This window comes from Actinomadura atramentaria DSM 43919 (assembly GCF_000381885.1).
In the GTDB taxonomy this organism is placed as follows: Bacteria; Actinomycetota; Actinomycetes; order Streptosporangiales; family Streptosporangiaceae; genus Spirillospora; species Spirillospora atramentaria.
Genome location: NZ_KB907214.1, coordinates 367,750 through 385,928 on the forward strand (window position 1 = coordinate 367,750; position 18,179 = coordinate 385,928).

The 18,179-nt window shown below is 73.6% G+C and carries 17 protein-coding genes; 7 read left to right on the forward strand and 10 right to left on the reverse strand.

Annotation, left to right across the window (positions count from 1 at the left end; all coding sequences use genetic code 11):
* Positions 1-2: 2 nt before the first annotated feature.
* Genes G339_RS0119200 through G339_RS0119220 form a run of 5 tightly spaced genes read right to left on the reverse strand, consistent with a single transcriptional unit; the run spans position 3 to position 4,948 of the window.
* Positions 3-1,490, reverse strand: a complete 1,488-nt coding sequence (locus G339_RS0119200) for a complex I subunit 4 family protein (RefSeq protein WP_051107893.1) — start codon at positions 1,488-1,490, stop codon at positions 3-5.
* Positions 1,491-1,501: 11 nt separating this feature from the next.
* Complete coding sequence (locus G339_RS0119205) at positions 1,502-3,598, reverse strand: NADH-quinone oxidoreductase subunit 5 family protein (RefSeq protein WP_019632697.1); 2,097 nt, start codon at positions 3,596-3,598, stop codon at positions 1,502-1,504.
* Positions 3,595-3,963, reverse strand: a complete 369-nt coding sequence (gene nuoK, locus G339_RS0119210; protein WP_019632698.1) for an NADH-quinone oxidoreductase subunit NuoK — start codon at positions 3,961-3,963, stop codon at positions 3,595-3,597. The genes G339_RS0119205 and nuoK overlap by 4 nt, the downstream gene beginning before the upstream one ends.
* Positions 3,963-4,478, reverse strand: coding sequence for an NADH-quinone oxidoreductase subunit J family protein (locus tag G339_RS0119215; RefSeq protein ID WP_019632699.1), 516 nt, complete (start codon positions 4,476-4,478; stop codon positions 3,963-3,965). The genes nuoK and G339_RS0119215 overlap by 1 nt, the downstream gene beginning before the upstream one ends.
* On the reverse strand, positions 4,475-4,948 hold the full coding sequence (locus G339_RS0119220) for a 4Fe-4S binding protein (RefSeq protein WP_019632700.1): 474 nt from the start codon (positions 4,946-4,948) through the stop codon (positions 4,475-4,477). The genes G339_RS0119215 and G339_RS0119220 overlap by 4 nt, the downstream gene beginning before the upstream one ends.
* Before the next feature lie 221 nt (positions 4,949-5,169).
* On the opposite strand from G339_RS0119220, the gene G339_RS34425 reads away from it, so the two are divergent.
* Positions 5,170-5,787: a ComEA family DNA-binding protein gene (locus G339_RS34425; protein WP_019632701.1), complete on the forward strand. Its 618-nt coding sequence runs from the start codon at positions 5,170-5,172 to the stop codon at positions 5,785-5,787.
* A gap of 80 nt (positions 5,788-5,867) precedes the next feature.
* Complete coding sequence (locus tag G339_RS36910) at positions 5,868-6,578, forward strand: ComEA family DNA-binding protein (protein WP_157407870.1); 711 nt, start codon at positions 5,868-5,870, stop codon at positions 6,576-6,578.
* A 9-nt stretch (positions 6,579-6,587) separates the two neighbouring features.
* On the opposite strand, the gene G339_RS0119235 is transcribed toward G339_RS36910, so the two are convergent.
* The 4 genes from G339_RS0119235 to G339_RS0119250 form a co-directional block, all read right to left on the reverse strand.
* On the reverse strand, positions 6,588-7,550 hold the full coding sequence (locus G339_RS0119235) for a complex I subunit 1/NuoH family protein (RefSeq protein WP_019632703.1): 963 nt from the start codon (positions 7,548-7,550) through the stop codon (positions 6,588-6,590).
* Positions 7,543-8,142 carry an NADH-quinone oxidoreductase subunit C gene (locus tag G339_RS0119240; RefSeq protein WP_019632704.1) on the reverse strand — a complete coding sequence of 200 codons (600 nt, stop codon included), beginning with the start codon at positions 8,140-8,142 and terminating at the stop codon, positions 7,543-7,545. The genes G339_RS0119235 and G339_RS0119240 overlap by 8 nt, the downstream gene beginning before the upstream one ends.
* Entirely contained in the window at positions 8,139-9,272 is a 1,134-nt protein-coding gene (locus tag G339_RS40500) for an NADH-quinone oxidoreductase subunit B (RefSeq protein ID WP_019632705.1), read from the reverse strand. The genes G339_RS0119240 and G339_RS40500 overlap by 4 nt, the downstream gene beginning before the upstream one ends.
* A 128-nt stretch (positions 9,273-9,400) precedes the next feature.
* Positions 9,401-9,772, reverse strand: coding sequence for an NADH-quinone oxidoreductase subunit A (locus tag G339_RS0119250; protein WP_019632706.1), 372 nt, complete (start codon positions 9,770-9,772; stop codon positions 9,401-9,403).
* 158 nt (positions 9,773-9,930) lie between these two features.
* On the opposite strand from G339_RS0119250, the gene G339_RS0119255 reads away from it, so the two are divergent.
* The 5 genes from G339_RS0119255 to G339_RS0119275 all read left to right on the forward strand — a co-directional run bounded on the left by G339_RS0119255 (position 9,931) and on the right by G339_RS0119275 (position 17,273).
* A complete protein-coding gene (locus tag G339_RS0119255; protein WP_019632707.1) occupies positions 9,931-11,286 on the forward strand; it encodes a hypothetical protein in 1,356 nt (451 codons plus the stop codon).
* A 117-nt stretch (positions 11,287-11,403) separates the two neighbouring features.
* Positions 11,404-12,939 (forward strand): hypothetical protein, encoded by a 1,536-nt coding sequence (locus G339_RS0119260; protein WP_026341591.1) that lies wholly within the window; start codon positions 11,404-11,406, stop codon positions 12,937-12,939.
* 361 nt (positions 12,940-13,300) lie between these two features.
* A complete protein-coding gene (locus tag G339_RS0119265; RefSeq protein WP_019632708.1) occupies positions 13,301-15,142 on the forward strand; it encodes a 2-oxoacid:acceptor oxidoreductase subunit alpha in 1,842 nt (613 codons plus the stop codon).
* Positions 15,135-16,217, forward strand: a complete 1,083-nt coding sequence (locus tag G339_RS0119270; protein WP_019632709.1) for a 2-oxoacid:ferredoxin oxidoreductase subunit beta — start codon at positions 15,135-15,137, stop codon at positions 16,215-16,217. Before G339_RS0119265 ends, G339_RS0119270 begins: the two co-directional genes overlap by 8 nt.
* A gap of 327 nt (positions 16,218-16,544) precedes the next feature.
* Entirely contained in the window at positions 16,545-17,273 is a 729-nt protein-coding gene (locus G339_RS0119275; RefSeq protein WP_033323639.1) for a SecDF P1 head subdomain-containing protein, read from the forward strand.
* A gap of 36 nt (positions 17,274-17,309) precedes the next feature.
* Here the strand turns inward: G339_RS0119275 and G339_RS0119280 are convergent, their stop codons facing one another.
* Positions 17,310-18,170, reverse strand: a complete 861-nt coding sequence (locus G339_RS0119280; protein WP_051107885.1) for a YceI family protein — start codon at positions 18,168-18,170, stop codon at positions 17,310-17,312.
* Positions 18,171-18,179 lie beyond the last annotated feature (9 nt).

Genomic DNA, 18,179 nt, shown 5'->3' on the forward strand with positions numbered 1-18,179 from the left:
CGTCAGCCACCTCCGAACAGCGCGCGCACCGGGCCGGTCGTCACGGCGAGCAGCGTCTTGGGCCAGAGCCCGACCAGCAGGGTCGCGGCGATGAGCGGGGTCCACGCGGCGTACTCGTAGGCGGAGATCCGCGCGACGCCGGCCGGGGCGTCCGGCTGCGGCGTCCCGTGCGTGATCTTGGCGAGCAGCCGCAGGAAGTACGCGGCGGTGAGGACGGCCCCGAGCGCGGCGACGGCCATGAACACGACGAACGTCGTGCGCGGCAGCGCGGCGTGCGGCTTGTACGCGCCGAGCAGCGCCAGCATCTCGCCCCAGAACCCGGCGAGGCCGGGCAGTCCGAGGCTGGCGACGGCCGCGAAGGTGAGCGTCCCGGCCAGGCGCGGCGAGGACGCGAGCATCCCGCCGCCGATCTCGCGCAGGTCGCCGGTGCCGTAGCGGTCCTTCACCGAGCCCGCGACGAAGAACAGGAGCCCGGTGATGAGGCCGTGCGCGATGTTCCCGAACAGCGCCGCGTTGATCCCGACGGGCGTGAGCGTCGCGATGCCGAGCAGCACGAAGCCCATGTGCCCGACGGACGAGAACGCGATCATCCGTTTGAGGTCCGTCTGCGCGAGGCAGGCGAGCGCGCCGTAGATGATCCCGATGACGGCGAACAGGCCGAGCCAGGGCGCCCAGTACGCCGCGCCCTGCGGGGCGGCCGGGAGCGCGACGCGGATGATGCCGTAGGTGCCCATCTTCAGCAGCGCGCCCGCGAGCAGCACCGATCCCACGGTCGGGGCCTCGGTGTGCGCGTCGGGCAGCCAGGTGTGCAGCGGCCACATCGGCGTCTTGACGGCGAAGCCGAGGCCCATCAGCAGGAACGCGGTGATCTGGACGCCGCGCGACAGGCCCGCGCCGTGCCGGGCGGCCAGCTCGGTCATGTCGAGCGTCCCGGCCTTGACGCCGACGAGCAGCATCCCGACCAGCAGCAGGCCGGAGCCGAGCAGCGTGTAGAGGATGAACTTGCGGGCGGCGAACGACCGGTCGGAGCCGCCCCAGATCGCGATGATCGCGTACATCGGGACGAGCACGATCTCGAACGCGACGAAGAACAGCACCAGGTCCAGCGCGGTGAACGTGCCGAGCATCCCGACTTCGAGGACGAGCAGCAGCCCGGTCAGCAGCCGGATCTGCCCGCCCGCGGGCGGGTGCTTCATCGTGTAGAGGAAGCACAGGAACGTCAGCAGCGCGGTGAGGACGATCAGCGGCAGCGAGATGCCGTCCGCGCCGAGATGGAAGCGCAGCCCGATCGACGGTGCCCAGGACGCGTTCACGCCGAGCTGCGTCTCGGACGCCTTGCCGTAGTCGAACGCGGTGGCCGCCGATACCGCCACGAGCAGCGTCGCGCCGGACACGCCCGCGCCGTACCGGGCGACGGCCGCGTCGCCCGGCAGGAACCGGCCCGCCGGGAGCAGCAGCAGGACGGCCCCCAGCAGGGGAATCGCCGTCATCAGCACGAAGATCACAGGAAGATCACCACCACGGCGACGATGACGACGACCCCGCCGAGCACCCCGGTGAGGTAGGTCTGCGGATCGCCGTCGCGGGGCAGCCGCAGCGCCCCGGCGAGCCGCTGGACGAGCCGGGCGGTGCCGACGACCGCGCCGTCGACGTCCTGCCGGTCCACGACGGCGACGCCGCGCGCGAGCCGCCGCACCGGGCGGACGATCGCGGCGGCGTACAGGGCGTCCACGCCGAACGCGGCGGCGAACGCGGGCCGCGCGCGGCCGAGGACGAGCGACGGGTCGGCACCCGTGCTACCGGACGTGTCGCGCCGCCACAGCAGGAACGCGGCGGCGCCGCCGAGCGCCAGCAGCGCGACGCCGAGCAGCGCGGATGCGACGTGCGGGCGCAGCTCGTCCGCGCCGAGCCCGAAGAACCCGAGGACGGCGGCGGGGACGGCCAGGACGGCGACCGTCCACGACATGGCGCGCGGGGACTCGCGCGGCTCGCCCGTCCCCCGGTACTCGCCGAAGAACGTCATGAGCCAGGCGCGCATCGCGTACGCGGCGGTGAGCGCGACGGTCAGCAGCAGACCCAGGTAGATCAGCCACGCGATGCCACTCGGGATGGTGGGAGGCGCCGAGTGAACCGTGCCCGACAGCACGGGCACGAAAGCGCCGGAGCCGGGACCGAACAGCGGCTGCGGCGGCGTGGAGTCGTAGAACCCCGCCGCCGCCGTCAGCTCGCCGCCGTGCAGGGCCGCGTGCTGCGCGCCCTCGATGACGGCGTCCTTGCTGAACCAGCCGCTGACCGGCGGGACGCCCGCGAGCGCCGCGAACCCGACCGTCATCGCCGCGAACGTCACCGGCATCCGGGCGCGCAGCCCGCCGTGCCCGGCGAGCAGGTTCGTGCCGGTCGCGAAGATGACGCTGCCCGCCGCGAGGAACAGCACCGCCTTGAACGCGCCGTGCGCGACGAGGTGGAACACCGCCGCCGACCGCGCGCCGACCGCCAGGCCCGCCGCCATGACGGCGAGCTGGCTGATGGTGGAGTAGGCGAGGACGCGTTTGAGGTCGTCCTGGGCGAGGGCGGCGAGCGCCGCGCCGACCATCGACACGACGGCGACGACGCCGAGGACGGCGAGCGCGGCCGGGGCGGCGGCGTACACCGGGTAGAGCCGCGCGACGACGTAGATCCCGGCGGCGACCATCGTCGCGGCGTGGATGAGCGCGCTGATCGGCGTCGGCCCGGCCATCGCGTCGGGCAGCCAGGTGTGCAGCGGGAACTGGGCGCTCTTCCCGGCGACGCCCGCGAGCAGCAGCAGCGCGGCGGTGAGCAGCGTGGCGTGCGGGACGTCGCCGAGCCGGGTCAGCAGGCGCGGGATCTCGAACGTCCCCGCGCCGACGCCCAGCATGATCACGCCGATGAGGAACCCGACGTCGCCGAGCCGCGTGACGAGGAACGCCTTCACGGCCGCCCGCGAGTTCGAGCGGTCCTCCCAGTGGTGCCCGATGAGGAAGTACGAGCAGACGCCCATGATCTCCCAGCCCGCGTACAGCACCAGCAGGTCGCGGGAGAACACCACGAGCAGCATCGCGGCGGTGAACAGGGAGATGAACGCGGCGTAGGACGAGTACCGCGCGTCCTTCGCCATGTAGGAGACGGAGTAGACCTGCACCGCGAGCGCGACCGCGCAGACGAGCACGGCCATCAGCGCCGACAACCCGTCCACGTGCAGGCCGACGCGGATCGGCACCGAGCCGGTCTGGATCAGCGTCAGTGTGCCCGCGCGCGGGCGCGGCGACTGCCACAGCGTCAGCCCGACGATGACGGCGAGGACGAACGACACGGCGGCGGGCACGCACGCGATCAGCGCGGGCCCGTTGCGCAGCACCGCGAACCCGGACGCGGCGGCCGCGGCGGCGGGCGGCGTCGCGCCCTCGTGCGCGGAGTCGGCGTCGGCGTCGGCCTCCGCGTCGGTGACGACCGTGCCGCCTGCGGGCGCGTCGGCGGCGGGCGCGCCGCGCAGCGCGCGGGTCAGCGCGGGGCCGCCCAGCATCCCGGCGAGCGCGGCGGCGAACGGCAGCAGGACCAGCAGCGCGGCGAGGACGGTCACAGCCCGGCCTCCACGGCCTCGGCCGCCTCGGCGGCGGGGTCGCCCTCGCCGGGCACGGCGTCCTCGCGCAGCGTGCGCAGCGCGTCCACGTCCACGACCTTCCTGTTCCGGTAGACGAGCAGGATGATCGCGAGCCCCAGCCCGACCTCGGCGGCGGCGATCACGATGGTGAACAGCGTGAGGACCTGGCCGCCGTGCAGCCGGTCCCGCCACCACACGTCGAACGCGACGAGGTTGAGGTTGACGGCGTTGAGCATCAGCTCGACCGCCATCAGCACGAGGATCGCGTTGCGCCGCGCCAGCACCCCGTACACGCCGACGGCGAACAGCAGCGCGGAGATGACGGCCGGATAGACGATGTGCATCAGTCGCCGTCCTTCGCGCCGATGTCGGTCCGGGACAGGACGATCGCGCCGACGAGCGCCGCGAGCAGCAGCACCGACGCGACCTCGAACGGCAGCACCCAGGTGCGGAACACGCTCGACCCGAGCGCGTCCGCGCTGCCCCCGCCCGGCTTCACGTCCTTGTGCGCGCCGCCGAACCCGAGGACCACCGTGGTGACGAGCAGCGCGGCGGTCGCGACCGCGACGACGAGCGCCACCCAGCGGTTCTCCGAGTCCAGCCCGTCGTTGCGGCCGATCGGCGCGCGCGTCAGCATGATGCCGAACAGCAGCAGCACCACGACCGCGCCGACGTAGATCAGCACCTGCACCCAGGCGACGAACTCGGCCGTCAGCACCAGGTAGGAGCCCGCGAGGCCGCCGAACGCGACGACGAGCCACAGCGCGGCGTGGACGATCTGCCGCGTCGTCACGCACAGCACGCCGCCGCCGAGCGCGACGACGCCGAGCAGCACCAGCGCCACGTCCTGGCCGGTCACGCGCCCCGCCCCCGTCCGGCCCGGGACGCCGCCTTCCCGGCCGCCGCGATCTCCTTCGGCGGCTCGCCGGACGGGTCGTGGGCCTGCGGCGGCGGGACCGTCCACATCCACTCGCGCAGGCGTTCCTTCTCGTGGGTCAGCTCGGCGATGTCGTACTCCGCGTACTCGAACTCCGGCGACCAGAACAGCGCGTCGAACGGGCACACCTCGACGCAGATCCCGCAGTACATGCACAGCGAGAAGTCGATGGCGAACCGGTCGAGGACGTTGCGGCTGCGCGCCCGCCCGCCGCCCTCGGCGGGCAGCGTCTCCTTGTGGGAGTCGATGTAGATGCACCAGTCCGGACACTCGCGCGCGCAGAGCATGCAGACCGTGCAGTTCTCCTCGAACAGCGCGATCACGCCGCGGGTGCGCGGCGGCAGATCGGGCTGCACCTCCGGGTACTGACGCGTGATGCTGCGCCGCGTCATCGTCCGCAATGTCACGGCCAGCCCCTTGGCCAGACCGCCTCCTGGTAGCCGTCCCACGGGGGACATGATGACGTACCGCGGGGTCGCCCGTGAACGCGGCGGTGACCCGGTGCGTCTGACGGGTAGGGACGACGAAAGGGGACAAGGTGGTCTGCGGTGACATATCGCCTGGCCGGAGCGGTCGCGCGCGCTCGATCCCGAAGGGCCTCGGCTACGCGGCCGTGCCGCTTCTCACGGCGGGAATCGCCACGCCCGTCCCGTTCGTCTACGCGGCCTTCCGCCACCGCTCCCGGCTCCAGGGCCTCATCGCGTTCGCGTACACCGTCGTGGTCTGCGTCACCGCCGGACTGACGGGCGCGCCGGACGGCAGCACCCGCGACTCCATCGCGACCGGGCTCATGATCGCGCTGTGGGTCGGCGGGTCGGGGCACGCGTTCGCGGTCGGGGCGTTCATCCGCCGCACCGCGCCCGCGCCGCCGCCCCTCCCGCCGCGAAGCGACGGCAACCGGTACGCGCTCGCGGAACTGGAGCGCCGCCGCGCGCTGCGCGCCGAGGCCCGGGCGCTCGCCGCGCGCGACCCGTCCGCCGCCTACGAGCTGGGCGTCGGCCGCCCCGACCTGCCGCGCGCCTACGACGACGGCGGACTCGTCGACGTCAACCACGCGCCCGCGCGCGTCCTCACGACACTGCCCGGCATCTCCGCGGCGACCGCCGCGCGGCTCGTCGAACGCCGCGCGGAACGCGGCGGGTTCATCTCCGTCGAGGACATGGCCCTGGACACCGACCTCCCACCCGACCTCCTGCCCTTCCTCGCGGACCTGACGATCTTCCTGCACTGACGACGGGTCAGCATGACGTCGCCCGTGAACGCGGTAGCCGCCTCCCGCGTCCCAGGAGCGGCGGCGAAGAGAGGAGCAAGATGGCCGAAGGCGGCATCGACGCTGATGAACGGCCTGGCAGACGAGGATGGGTCTTCTCCATCGGTGTCGGCGTCCTCTATGGGGCCGTGCCGCTCGTCACGCTCGGGATGTGCGCACCATTGCCGTTCATCTACGCGGCCGTCCGCCGGAACTCGTTTCCCCTGGGAATTTTCACGTCCCTCTACATCGCGTGGGTCATGGTCGTCTTCAAGATGGCGTCCGGAGGCGGTTCGCACAGCATGTTCGAGAACATGATGCTGGGCGGGCTGTGGCTCGGCTCGACGGTCCATGCTTTCGCGGTCGGGGTGATCGGCTGCCGCGGACCGCGAAGGCGGAAGCGGGACATCATCGTCACGCCGTTGGCCGTCGAACGCGACCGGATCGCGCAGGCCGCGGCGAGTCGGCGCCGCAGGCTGCGCGCCAAGGCACGGGCACTGGCGGAACGCGACCCCGACGCCGCCCGGGAACTCCGGATCGGCCGACCCGACCTCCCCCGCACCCATGACGACGGCGGACTCATCGACGTCAACCACGTACCGGCGAGGGTCCTGGCGACGCTGCCCGGCCTCGACTCGGCGGCCATCGTCCGGCTCATCGAACGGCGCGTGGCCCGTGGCGGGTTCAGGTCCGTCGAGGACATGGCGCGCGACCTCGCGCTGCCGACGGACCTCCTGCACGACCTCGCGGAGGTCGCGATCTTCCTGGGCTGACCCCGCGGGTCAGAAGGCGACCTTCAGGACGCCCGTCAGGGCGAGTTGGGCGAGGGCGAGGGGGACGAGCCAGGCCCACGCGAGTTTCTGGAGCTGGTCCTCGCGCATGCGCGGGTAGCTGACGCGCAGCCAGATCACCACGAACGACAGCGCGAACACCTTGAGCAGCATCCACAGCCAGCCCAGTTCCGTCTCCAGGAACGGGCCCTTCCAGCCGCCGAGGAACAGCACCGCCGTCAGCGCCGACAGCACGATGATGCCCGCGTACTCGGCCAGCAGGAAGAACGCGAACCGCAGCCCGCCGTACTCGGTGTACGGGCCGAGGATGATCTCCGAGTCCGCGATCGGCATGTCGAACGGCGGACGGCGCAGCTCCGCGAGCCCCGCCACGAAGAACACGACCGCGCCGACCGCCTGCCACGGCAGCCAGTACCAGCGCCACGCCTCCACGATCCCCGGCAGCGACAGCGTGCCCGCCGCCATCGCCGCCGACGACGCCGCGAACACCAGCGGCAGCTCGTACGACATGAGCTGCGCCGCGACGCGCATCCCGCCGAGCAGCGAGTACTTGTTCGCGCTCGCCCAGCCCGCCATGATCGCGCCGATCACGCCGACGCCCATCACCGCCAGGGCGAAGAACAGGCCGACGCCGAGGTCCACCGCGACCTGGCCGTCCGGCCCGATCGGCACCACCAGCAGCACCAGCAGGTACGGGACGATCGCGACGGCCGGGGCCAGCTTGAAGATCCGCCGGTCCGCGGCGGCCGGGACGACGTCCTCCTTCTGCGCGAACTTCACGCCGTCCGCGACGAGCTGCGCCCACCCGTGGAACCGGCCCGCGTACATCGGGCCGAGACGGCCCTGCATGTGCGCCATCACCTTGTGCTCGGCCTGCCCCACCAGCAGCGGCAGCACGCCGAACGCCGCGGCGACCGCCAGCAGCTTGAGCACGATCACCAGCAGGTCAGGCATGCGGTCCCCAGTCGTCGGGCACGCCCGGCGGGCGCACGCGGCGGCGGCTGGGCGCACCGTGGCCCGACTCGCCGGGTTCCTTCGCGCCCGGCCACGCCTTGGCGACGCGGGACGCGAGGACGAAGTCCTTGCGGAGCGGGTTGCCCTCGAACCCGTCCGGGAGCAGCAGCGGGACCAGGTTCGGGTGGCCCTCGAACTCGATCCCGAACATCTCGAACGTCTCGCGCTCGTGCCAGGCCGCGCCCCGGTACACGCCGGTCGCGGTCGGCAGCGCGGGGTACGCGCGCGGCACCCGCGTCCGGACGAGCAGGTGGTGGCGCTCCTCCAGCGAGTACAGGTGCGCGACGACCGCGAAGCCGTCGTCGACCTCGTCGACGCCGGTCAGCCAGTCGAAGAAGCCGCAGGCCAGGTCGTCGCGGGCGAACGTCAGCGCGTCGATCCAGCGGTCCGCGGGGACGCCGACGGACAGGCCGCCGTGGGTCTCCTCGGTGGTGACGTCGTCGGCGAACCGGTCGTGCCACGCGACCGCGAGGGGGTGCGGGGGCGGGGCCTCGGGTTCCGGGGCGTCCGGGGTGTCGGCGGCGTCGCTCACCGGTCGCCCCGCTCGTCGTCGTCGGTGAGGCCGGGGATGATCGACGGGTCGTGCTCGGGGTCGGGCTGCTCGGGCTGCTCGGCGGGCGGCTCGGCCCGGACGGCCGGGAGCGGGCTCGTCGTGTCCTCGGGGCCGACCGGGCGCAGCTCGGTCGTCTCGGTCGCGTCGGGGCCCTCGTCGGGGACGGACGGGACGGCGGCCGTCTCGGTGGAATCCGGGTTCACGGGCGGAACGGCGGTCTCCGTGGCGTCCGGGTTCACGGGCGGGTTCGCGGCGGTCTCGGTCGCGTCGGGGACGGGCGGGCCTGCGGCCGTCTCGGCGGCGTCGGGGACGGGCGGGTTCGCAGCCGTCTCGGTCGCGTCCGGGCCCGTGTGGAGGCCCGTGTGGGGGCCCGTGTGGAGGCCCGTGTGGGGGCCCGTGTTGAGGCCCGTGCGAGGGCTCGCGTCGGGGACCGGGTCCGGGACGGCGGGGACGGCGGCCGTCTCGACCGCGTCCGGCGCGGGCTCAAGCACGGGCTCGGGCACGGGCTCAAGCACGGGCGCGGGCGGCGGGGCGACGAGCGGGCGGCGCAGCACCGTCGCCGCCAGCGGCCGCGCGGCGGGCGCGGGCGCGACCGGCTCGCCGTCGCGCGTGTACCGCTCGCCCAGCGACTCGGCCGCGATCTTCTCCTGCAGCTTGACGATCCCGTGCAGCAGCGCCTCCGGCCGCGGCGGGCAGCCCGGCACGTACACGTCCACGGGGATGATCTGGTCGACGCCCTTGGTGACGCAGTACGAGTCCCAGTACGGGCCGCCGCAGTTGGAGCACGCGCCGAACGAGATGACGTACTTCGGCTCCGGCATCTGCTCGTACAGCCGCTTGATCGCCGGGGCCATTTTGTCGCTGACCGTCCCGGACACGACCATCAGGTCGGCCTGGCGCGGCCCCGGCGCGAACGGGATCACGCCGAGCCGGATGAAGTCGTGGCGGCTCATCGACGTCGCGATGAACTCGATCGCGCAGCAGGCCAGCCCGAAGTTGAACACCCACAGCGAATAGCGGCGCCCCCAGTTGAGGACGAACCGCATGGGTTTCGGCGCCAGCCGCGACAGCGGCCCCACCCCGGGGGGCGGGAGATCGACGGCGGTCATGCTGACGCCTCCGCTCGGCGGCTGGCTCGGCGGCTGCTCCCGGTCGCGTTCACGGCGACATTCTTACAGCCTTCCGGAGGCGTCCCCGAAGGCCGCCGCACGAGATCACACCCGCGCGGGGCCGCGCGTCACGTCCAGGACAGGACGCCCTTGCGCCCCGCGTACAGCAGTCCGGCCGCGAGGAACCCCAGGAAGACGAACATCTCCGCCAGCGTCGCGCCGCCGTAGCCGGGCAGCGAGAACACCGTCGCCCACGGGAACAGGAACACCGCGTCCACGGCGAAGACCACGTAGAGGTACGCGAAGACGTAGTACCGGACGTACGACTGCGCCCAGTGGTCGCCGACCGGATCGACGCCGCACTCGTAGGTGGTCAGCTTCTCGCGCGTCGGCCGGTCCGGGCGCAGCAGCCGGTTGGCGGCCAGCCCGCCGCCGACGACCGCGCCGCCCACGACGATGAGCGCGGCGAACACGGCGTAATCGTGGAAATAGTCGCCCACCAGTGACCTCCCGAAGGTGCCTGCGCCCAGAAGTATCCCGGAGATCACGGCGCGGTCGCGAAGCGGGCGCCGTCCGAACCCCCCGAGCGCGGCGGGCGTCTTTTGATGCAGACTAGACGTGCATTTTGAGGTCGCATGACCTGGAAGGACGTGACCGGATGAGCAACCCGCCGCCGCCCCCCGGCTGGGATTCGCCGGGGGGCTCCTCCTGGCCGCCCCCGCCGCCCGGACAGGGCGGTCCGCAGGACCCCGCGGCGCAGGGCGGCCCGCCGCCCCCGCCCGACCAGGGGTTCGGTCCGCCGCCCGCCCCCGACCAGGGCTTCGGTCCGCCGCCGGGCCCGCCCGGGCCGCCCCCGCCGCCCGGCCAGAACTACGCCCCGCCCGGCACGCCGCCGCCGTTCTTCCCCCCGCCCGGCCAGCAGTTCCCGCCCGGCGCGGGCCCGATGGGGCCGCCGCCCAAGCGCGGCATGGGCGGCGGGGCCATCGCGGCGATCGTCGGCGGCGTCCTTGCGCTCGTGCTGATCATCGCGGTCGTGGTCGTCGTGGTCGTCGTGTCCGGGGGCAAGTCGCCCGAGGAGCAGCTCAACGCGGCCGCCGCGAAGCTGTCGACGGCGCGCGCCCTCACCTACAAGGGCTCGATCACCAGCGGCGGCGAGACCCTCAAGGGCGAGCTGACCGTCACCAAGGGCGGCCGCGCGACCGGCCCCGTCACCTGGGACGGGACGAACGTCACACTGCTCGCCGCCGACGACAAGCTGTTCGTCAAGGGCGACTCGTCCTTCTGGCGCGACAAGCTGACCAGCACCAGCTCGCCGTGGTTCCTCAGCGGGCAGCAGTGGGGCAAGCTCGACTCGTCCGATCTGCGCATCGACTACAACGCGTCGCTCGCGCCCGCCGTGCTGTCCAGCAAGCTGCGCTCGGCCGCGCGCCTCAAGCCGAAGAAGCCGATCAAGGCCACGGTCGGCGGGCGCAAGGCGCTGAAGTTCTCCACCGGTTCGGCGACGCTGTACCTCTCGGACTCGAATGACCCGGAGCTGATCCGGTACGAGAGCCTGTTCCCGAACATCCAGGCGGACGTGAGCATCGCGGACTCCAGCGCGATCAACACCATGCGCCAGACGATGGGCGAGCTGAGCGACGCGTTCGACGCGTCCGCGCGGCCGTCGATCGCGTCGTGGAACAAGAGCAACTGCGGCGACAGCAGCGGCGGGTGCGCGGTCTCGGCGAAGATCCAGCCGCCGTCCGGGCTGACGGGCTCGACCGAGATCGAGGTCCGCTTCACGATCAACGGCAACTCCCCGACCGGCCCGAACCTCGGGAACTGCACCACGAAGATCACCGTCAGCGGCGACTCGTCGGTGACGGCGGGCTGCAAGGTCACCGGCTCGGCCTGGAACAACTGGGCCAAGGGCGCCAAGAACGGCACGCTGTTCTACAAGAGCGCGCAGTACAAGGTGGCCGGGGCGACGTCGTCGGACATCCAGTCCATGCAGTCGAACCTCGACCAGGAATAAGCGTCCGCGAGCATGCCGGGCGTTCCGGGGCGCGCCGCGCACCCCGGAACGTCCGGCATCCTTGTGTCCGGCCAGACCGGCGGGAGGAGCGGCGATGACGACGGCACGGGACACCCGGTGAACGACGACCCCCGCGCACGCCGCACGTCCCCCGACGCCCTCCCCGCGACCCCGCCCGGCGGACGTCCCCCGCGCACGCCGCCGCGCGGCACGCACGTCCCGGGCGCGCCCGGACACGGGACGCCCGCCCCCGCCGGACCGCCGCGAGGCGCGCGCACGCCCGGCACGCCGCCACGCGGCACGGCCGCGCCCGGCGGGCCGCCGAGCGGCGCAAGGTCGTCCGGCGGGCCGCCGAGCGGCACGGCGCGGCTCGGCACGCCGCCGGGCGGCGCGTCCGCGCTGGACGCGGCGGGTGCGGGGCCGTGGATCGTTCCGCCGGAGGGGTCCGGGATCGAGCTGCCGCCGTTGCCGTACCGGCCGGCGGGGGCGCGGGCGCGGCGGCGGCGGACGCGGCTGCTGTTCGGCGCGGGCGGCGCGGCGATCGTGCTGGTCGCGGCCGGGGCCGGGGCCGCGCTGTACTCGTCCGGCGGGGACGTCCGGCGGGCCGCCGCGCCGAAGGGGACCGTCCCGGCGGCGTGGGCGGCGGAGGCCGCGCGGGTCGTCGGCGCGCTGCCCGCCGTCCGGTTCGACGCGACGCTCGGCGACGGCGGCACGGCCGTCCGGGCGCGGCTGCGCGTGACGCGGCAGGGCTCGGCGACGGGCAAGGTCACCGCGTCCGGCGCGGACGCCGACCTCGTCACCGTCGCGGGCGCGACCTACCTCAAGGGCGGCGAGAGCTTCTGGCGCGCGACGCGGGACGCGGGCGACGGCCGTCCCGCCGACTACGCGGGCCGCTGGACGAAGGCCCCCGCGTCGGTGTTCGGCGTGGACGTGCGCGGCGCGCTCGCCCCCGCCGCCGTCGGCAAGGCGCTCGCCAAGGGCCCGGGCGGGACGGAGACCACCGGCCCGGGCGGCGTCCCCGCGTACCGGGTCACGACCCGCCGCGCCGAGTACGTGATCACGCGCGAGGCGCCGTTCCGGCTGCTCAGCGTCCGCGTCGGGGACGGCCCGGTGTTCACCGCGACGCCGCTGGACGACGCCGCGCCCGTCTTCTCGTCGGTGCGGTCGCGGGCGGCCGCGCTCGGCGGCGCGGTGGACCCGGCGCTGCGGTTCGCGCCCGGCACGCTGTCGTTCGTGAACTGCGACCAGAACGTCGACAGTTGCACGGTCAGCGTCCCGGCGACGCTCAGCGCGCCCGACCGCGTCCCGGACGGCGCGCGTGCCGAGCTGACCGCGACGGTCACCGCCGAGGGCGCGTCGCTCGGCTCGTGCAAGGCCGCCGCGGCGGTCCCGTCCAACGGCTCGATGGTGCTGCGCTGCACCGTCGCGGGCGGGGCGTGGCGGGCGTTCGTCAAGCGCGCGATGGACTCCCCCGGCCGCCACCCGTACGGCGCGACCGCGCGGATCGTCGGGCAGGCCGTCGCGCCCGGCGACGTCGCGGCGCTGCTGGCGAGGATCGACCGGGAACGCGCCGCGCAGCCGCGCAACGCGGTCGCCGGGACGCCCGCGACGGGCGGCGCGACCGCCCCCGCGAGCCCGCGCGCGACGCCCTGACCGGGGGCCGGTGCCGCCGCGTCAGAAGCGGCTTATCTATAGTCGCTGGCGTGAACTCCGCGTCCCCGGCGCTCGTGCGGCGGCTGCACGTCGACCTGTGCCGGCTGTCGAGCCAACTGTGTCGGCGCTGATCCCGGAACGTTCCGGCGGCCTCGGGACCGCCGCCCGGAAGCCCGTCGCCGAGTTGCTCGGGAACGGGCGAAATCGCCTGTCCGGCGGGTGACTGTTCGTACCTCCGGGCGACGCGTTCCCCGCCGGCACCACCGGTCCCCCGACATACCATGAAGGCAAGCCTAAGCAGCGTCGCGATCCCGGGTGCCTCCCCCGGGGCGGGCGCCGCGCGTCGAGGAGGTCTTCCTCTGTGACCAAGCAGGTCGAGCAGCTCGACCGCGTCATCATCCGCTTCGCCGGGGACTCCGGCGACGGGATGCAGTTGACCGGCGATCGCTTCACCCAGGAGACGGCCGCGTTCGGCAACGACTTGTCGACGCTGCCGAACTTCCCCGCCGAGATCCGCGCCCCCGCCGGGACCCTCCCCGGCGTGTCCAGCTTCCAGCTCCACTTCGCCGACCACGACATCCTCACGCCCGGCGACGCCCCGGACGTCCTGGTCGCGATGAACCCGGCCGCCCTCAAGGCCAACCTCGGGGACCTCCCCCGCGGGGCGGACCTGATCATCAACACCGACGAGTTCACCAGGCGCAACCTCGCCAAGGTCGGGTACGCCGCCGACCCCGTCGAGGACGGGTCGCTCGGGGAGTACCGCGTCCACGCGCTGCCGCTGACGTCGATGACGGTGACCGCCCTCACCGGCTACGACATCTCCAAGAAGGACGCCGAGCGCGCGAAGAACATGTTCGCCCTCGGCCTGCTGTCCTGGCTGTACCACCGTCCCACCGAGGGGACGCTGGCGTTCCTGGAACGCAAGTTCGCGAAGAAGCCCGAGATCATGAAGGCGAACGTCGCGGCGTTCCACGCGGGCTGGAACTACGGCGAGACGACCGAGGCGTTCTCCGTCCAGTACCAGGTGAAGCCCGCCAAGCACGACGCGGGCCTGTACCGGAACATCACCGGGAACGTCGCGCTGGCGTACGGGCTGGTCGCGGCGGGGCAGCGCAGCGGGCTGCCGGTGTACCTCGGGTCGTACCCGATCACGCCCGCGTCCGACATCCTGCACGAGCTGTCCAAGCACAAGCGGTTCGGCGTGAGAACGTTCCAGGCCGAGGACGAGATCGCCGCCGTGGGCGCGGCGCTCGGCGCGTCGTTCGGCGGGTCGCTGGGCGTCACGACGACGTCCGGGCCGGGCATCGCGCTGAAGAGCGAGACGATCGGGCTGGCCGTCGCGACCGAGCTGCCGCTCGTCGTCATCGACGTGCAGCGCTCCGGGCCGTCCACCGGCATGCCGACCAAGACCGAGCAGGCCGACCTGCTGCAGGCCATGCACGGCCGCAACGGCGAGGCGCCGGTGCCGGTGATCGCGCCCCGGTCCCCGTCGGACTGCTTCGCCGCGGCGCTGGAGGCGTCCCGGATCGCGGTGAAGTACCGGACGCCGGTCATCGTCCTGTCCGACGGCTACCTCGCCAACGGCTCCGAGCCGTGGAAGCTGCCGGACGTCGACGCCCTCCCCGTCATCGAGCCCGGCTTCGCCGCGCCCGACCAGGAGGACTTCCAGCCGTTCCGCCGCGACCCGGAGACCCTCGCGCGCCCGTGGGCGGTCCCCGGCACGCCGGGCCTGGAGCACCGGATCGGCGGCCTGGAGAAGGCGGACGGGTCCGGCAACATCTCCTACGACCCCGCCAACCACGACCGCATGACGCGGCTGCGGCAGGCGAAGGTCGACGGCATCGCGGCGGACATCGAGCCGCTGTCGGTGGACGACCCGTCCGGCGCGGCGCGCGTCCTGGTCCTCGGCTGGGGCGGGACGTTCGGCGCGATCTCGGCGGCCGTCCGCGCCGTCCGCGAGCGGGGCGGGCAGGTCGCGCAGGCGCATCTGCGGCACCTCAACCCGTTCCCGGCCAACCTCGAACCGGTGCTGCGCTCCTACGACAGGGTCGTGGTCCCGGAGATCAACCTGGGCCAGCTCGCGCTGCTGCTGCGCGGCCGGTTCCTCATCGACGTCATCAGCTACAACCAGGTGCGCGGCCTGCCCTTCAAGTCCGAAGAGCTGGCGGGCGTCCTCCAGGATGTGATCGACCGTGACTGAGCTGCTCAACGGGCACGCCGGGGAGCACGCGGAGGGGCGCAGCCCGCTCTCGCTGGTGCCGAAGGCGGACGGCAAGCAGTCGTTGAAAGATTTCAAGACCGATCAGGAAGTGCGCTGGTGCCCCGGCTGCGGGGACTACGCGATCCTCGCGGCCGTCCAGTCGTTCCTGCCCGAGCTGGGGCTGCGCCGGGAGAACATCACGTTCATCTCGGGCATCGGCTGCTCGTCGCGGTTCCCGTACTACATGAACACCTACGGGTTCCACTCGATCCACGGGCGCGCGCCCGCCATCGCGACCGGGCTCGCCACGTCCCGGCCGGACCTGTCGGTGTGGGTCGTCACCGGGGACGGCGACGCGCTGTCGATCGGCGGCAACCACCTGATCCACGCGATGCGCCGCAACGTCAACCTGAAGATCCTGCTGTTCAACAACCGGATCTACGGGCTGACGAAGGGCCAGTACTCGCCCACGTCCGAGACCGGCAAGATCACCAAGTCGACGCCGATGGGCTCGCTGGACGCGCCGTTCAACCCGCTGTCGCTGGCGATCGGCGCGGAGGGCACGTTCGTCGCCCGCACCATCGACTCCGACCGCAAGCACCTGCAGTCGGTGCTGCGCGCGGCGGCGCAGCACCGGGGCACCGCGCTCGTGGAGATCTACCAGAACTGCAACATCTTCAACGACGGGGCGTTCGACCCGCTGAAGGACCCCGAGGTCCGCGACGACATCACGGTGCGGCTGGAGCACGGGCGGCCCATCGTGTTCGGGGCGGACGGGCAGAAGGCGCTGCGCCGGACGCCGTCGGGGTCGTTCGAGGTCGTCGCGACGGCCGACGTCCCGGCCGCCGACATCGCCGTCCACGACGCCCACAACCCGGACCCGTCGCTGGCGTTCGCGCTGTCGCGGCTGGACTCGCCCGCCTTCGAGCACACGCCGATCGGCATCTTCCGCGACGTGGACCGCCCGTCCTACGACGAGCTGCTCCGCGCGCAGGTCGAGGAGGCCGTCGAACAGCAGGGGCCGGGCGACCTGGCCGAGCTCCTCCGCAGCGGGGACACCTGGCGCATCGACTAGGCGGTGTTTCAAAGTCCCGGCCCACGCCCTCGCCTGGCGGCTCGGGCCTCACCAGGACTTCGCGAGCGGGGCATCGCGCACTCGCGCTGAGGCACTTTGAAGCAGGCCCTGGGGTTCCCCGACCGGCCCCGGTCCCGTTCTCGGGACCGGGGCCGTTTCCGGTTTCGGTCTCTTGTGACAAGGGCGGGAGCACTCGGTGACAAAAACGGGGGCGGGTGGGGCGTCCGGTTTGTCGGGGAGGGGTCGGGGTCGTCCCAGATCGGTCCGCGGGGATGCGGACGCGCCGCACGACTGGAACACTTGGAGATCATCAGCCGGGAGGTGACGATGCGGGTCGGTTCGCGCCGCAACAAGCACGTGGGAGCGCCGAAGGTGGCGTCCGCACCGCAGGAACGGTCCCGGCCCGCCGCGCCGCCCGCGCCGCCGGACGAGGCGGCCCGCCGCCGCGAGCGTTCGCAGCGGCGGCAGCGCGAGGCCGCCGACCTCAAGCGCGCCCGCCGCCGGTCCCGCAAGCGGCCGCGGCCCGCGGGCTCCGACCGGGCCGCGCGCGAGCACCGCTCCGCGCTCGTGGTGATGGTGATGACGCTCGGCCTGCTGATCGCGGCCGTCGCGGTGACCGGCGGCGTGCTCGCCTCGCGGATGCGCGAGAAGCCGATCACGCTCGCGTCGCCGCTGCTGGTCTACCCGGTGACGCAGACGACGCCGGGCCAGTGCCCGAACGGCACGCAGGGCATCACCGGCACGGCCGTCGCGGGCCTGACCTGCTACCAGCTCGCGCAGGGCATCACGATCCGCAAAGTGACGGAGCTGCGCGTGCAGAAGGCGCGGCAGTCCGGCGCGTACGATGTGGCGATGACGCTGCGCTCGGCGGACCGGGACGCGTTCGCGAAGCTGACGCGCGCGATGGTGGGCCGCGACCTGGCGTTCGTCGTCGGGACGCAGCTCATCACGACGCCGCGCGTCGACATGCCCATCTCGGACGGCAAGATCGTCATCACGGGCCCCCCGAACCGCGACAACGCGAACCTCCTGGCCCGCCAGCTCCGCGGCCGCTGACCCACCGTGCAGGCCCGCCGCCCCCACCGGGCGGGGTCAGGTGGGGAGGGTTTCGCCTTGGGCGGCCTGGATTTCGAGTTCTACGCGGAGGCGCTCGCCGACCGCCGCGACACCCGCTTCCAGAATCTGGTTGTAGCGGATCGCGAAGTCCGTCCGGCGGAGCGTCGCGGTGGCGCGGAAGGCGGCGCGGGTGCCGCCCCACGGGTCCGGGCCGACGCCCAGGTAGGTCAGGTCCAGGTCGACGGGGCGCGTGACGCCGTTGAGGGTGAGCCGGCCGTGGACCGTCCAGCGGTCGCCGCCGCGCGCCGTCAGCCCGTCGCCCGTGTAGGTGATCTCGGGGTGGGCGGCGGCGTTGAGGAAGTCCACCGAACGCAGGTGGTCGTCGCGGAGCCTGGTGCCGGTGTCGATGCTCGCGGCGTCGATGCGGGCGGTGACGGTCGAGCGCTCGACGGGGTCGGCGACGTCGATGCGGCCGCCGAACGACGCGAACCGGCCCCGCACGCTGGACAGCCCGAGGTGCTGCGCGACGGCCGCGACGCTGGAGTGCGCCGGGTCGATCGTCCACGCGCCGGGCGGCGGCAGCTCGACGCCGCCCGCGCGGGCGAGCACGACCGTACCGAGGTCGGCGGTGCCCGACGCGGTGACGATCACCGTCCGGGCGGACGGCTCGTAGCCGAGCGCGGTGACGATGGCGGTGTACGTCCCGGCGGGCGGGGCGGGGGCGGCGGCGCGGCCGTCGCCGCCTGCGCGGACGCGGGCGGCCTGCCGCCCGGCCCGGTCCGTCAGCGTGACGACGGCGTGCGGCACCGCCCAGCCGTCGCGGGTGCGCACGGCGGCGCGCAGCCCGCAACGGTCGTCCCCGCCCGCTTCTCCGCCTGGTCCCGTGCCTGCTTCCATGCCGGCTCC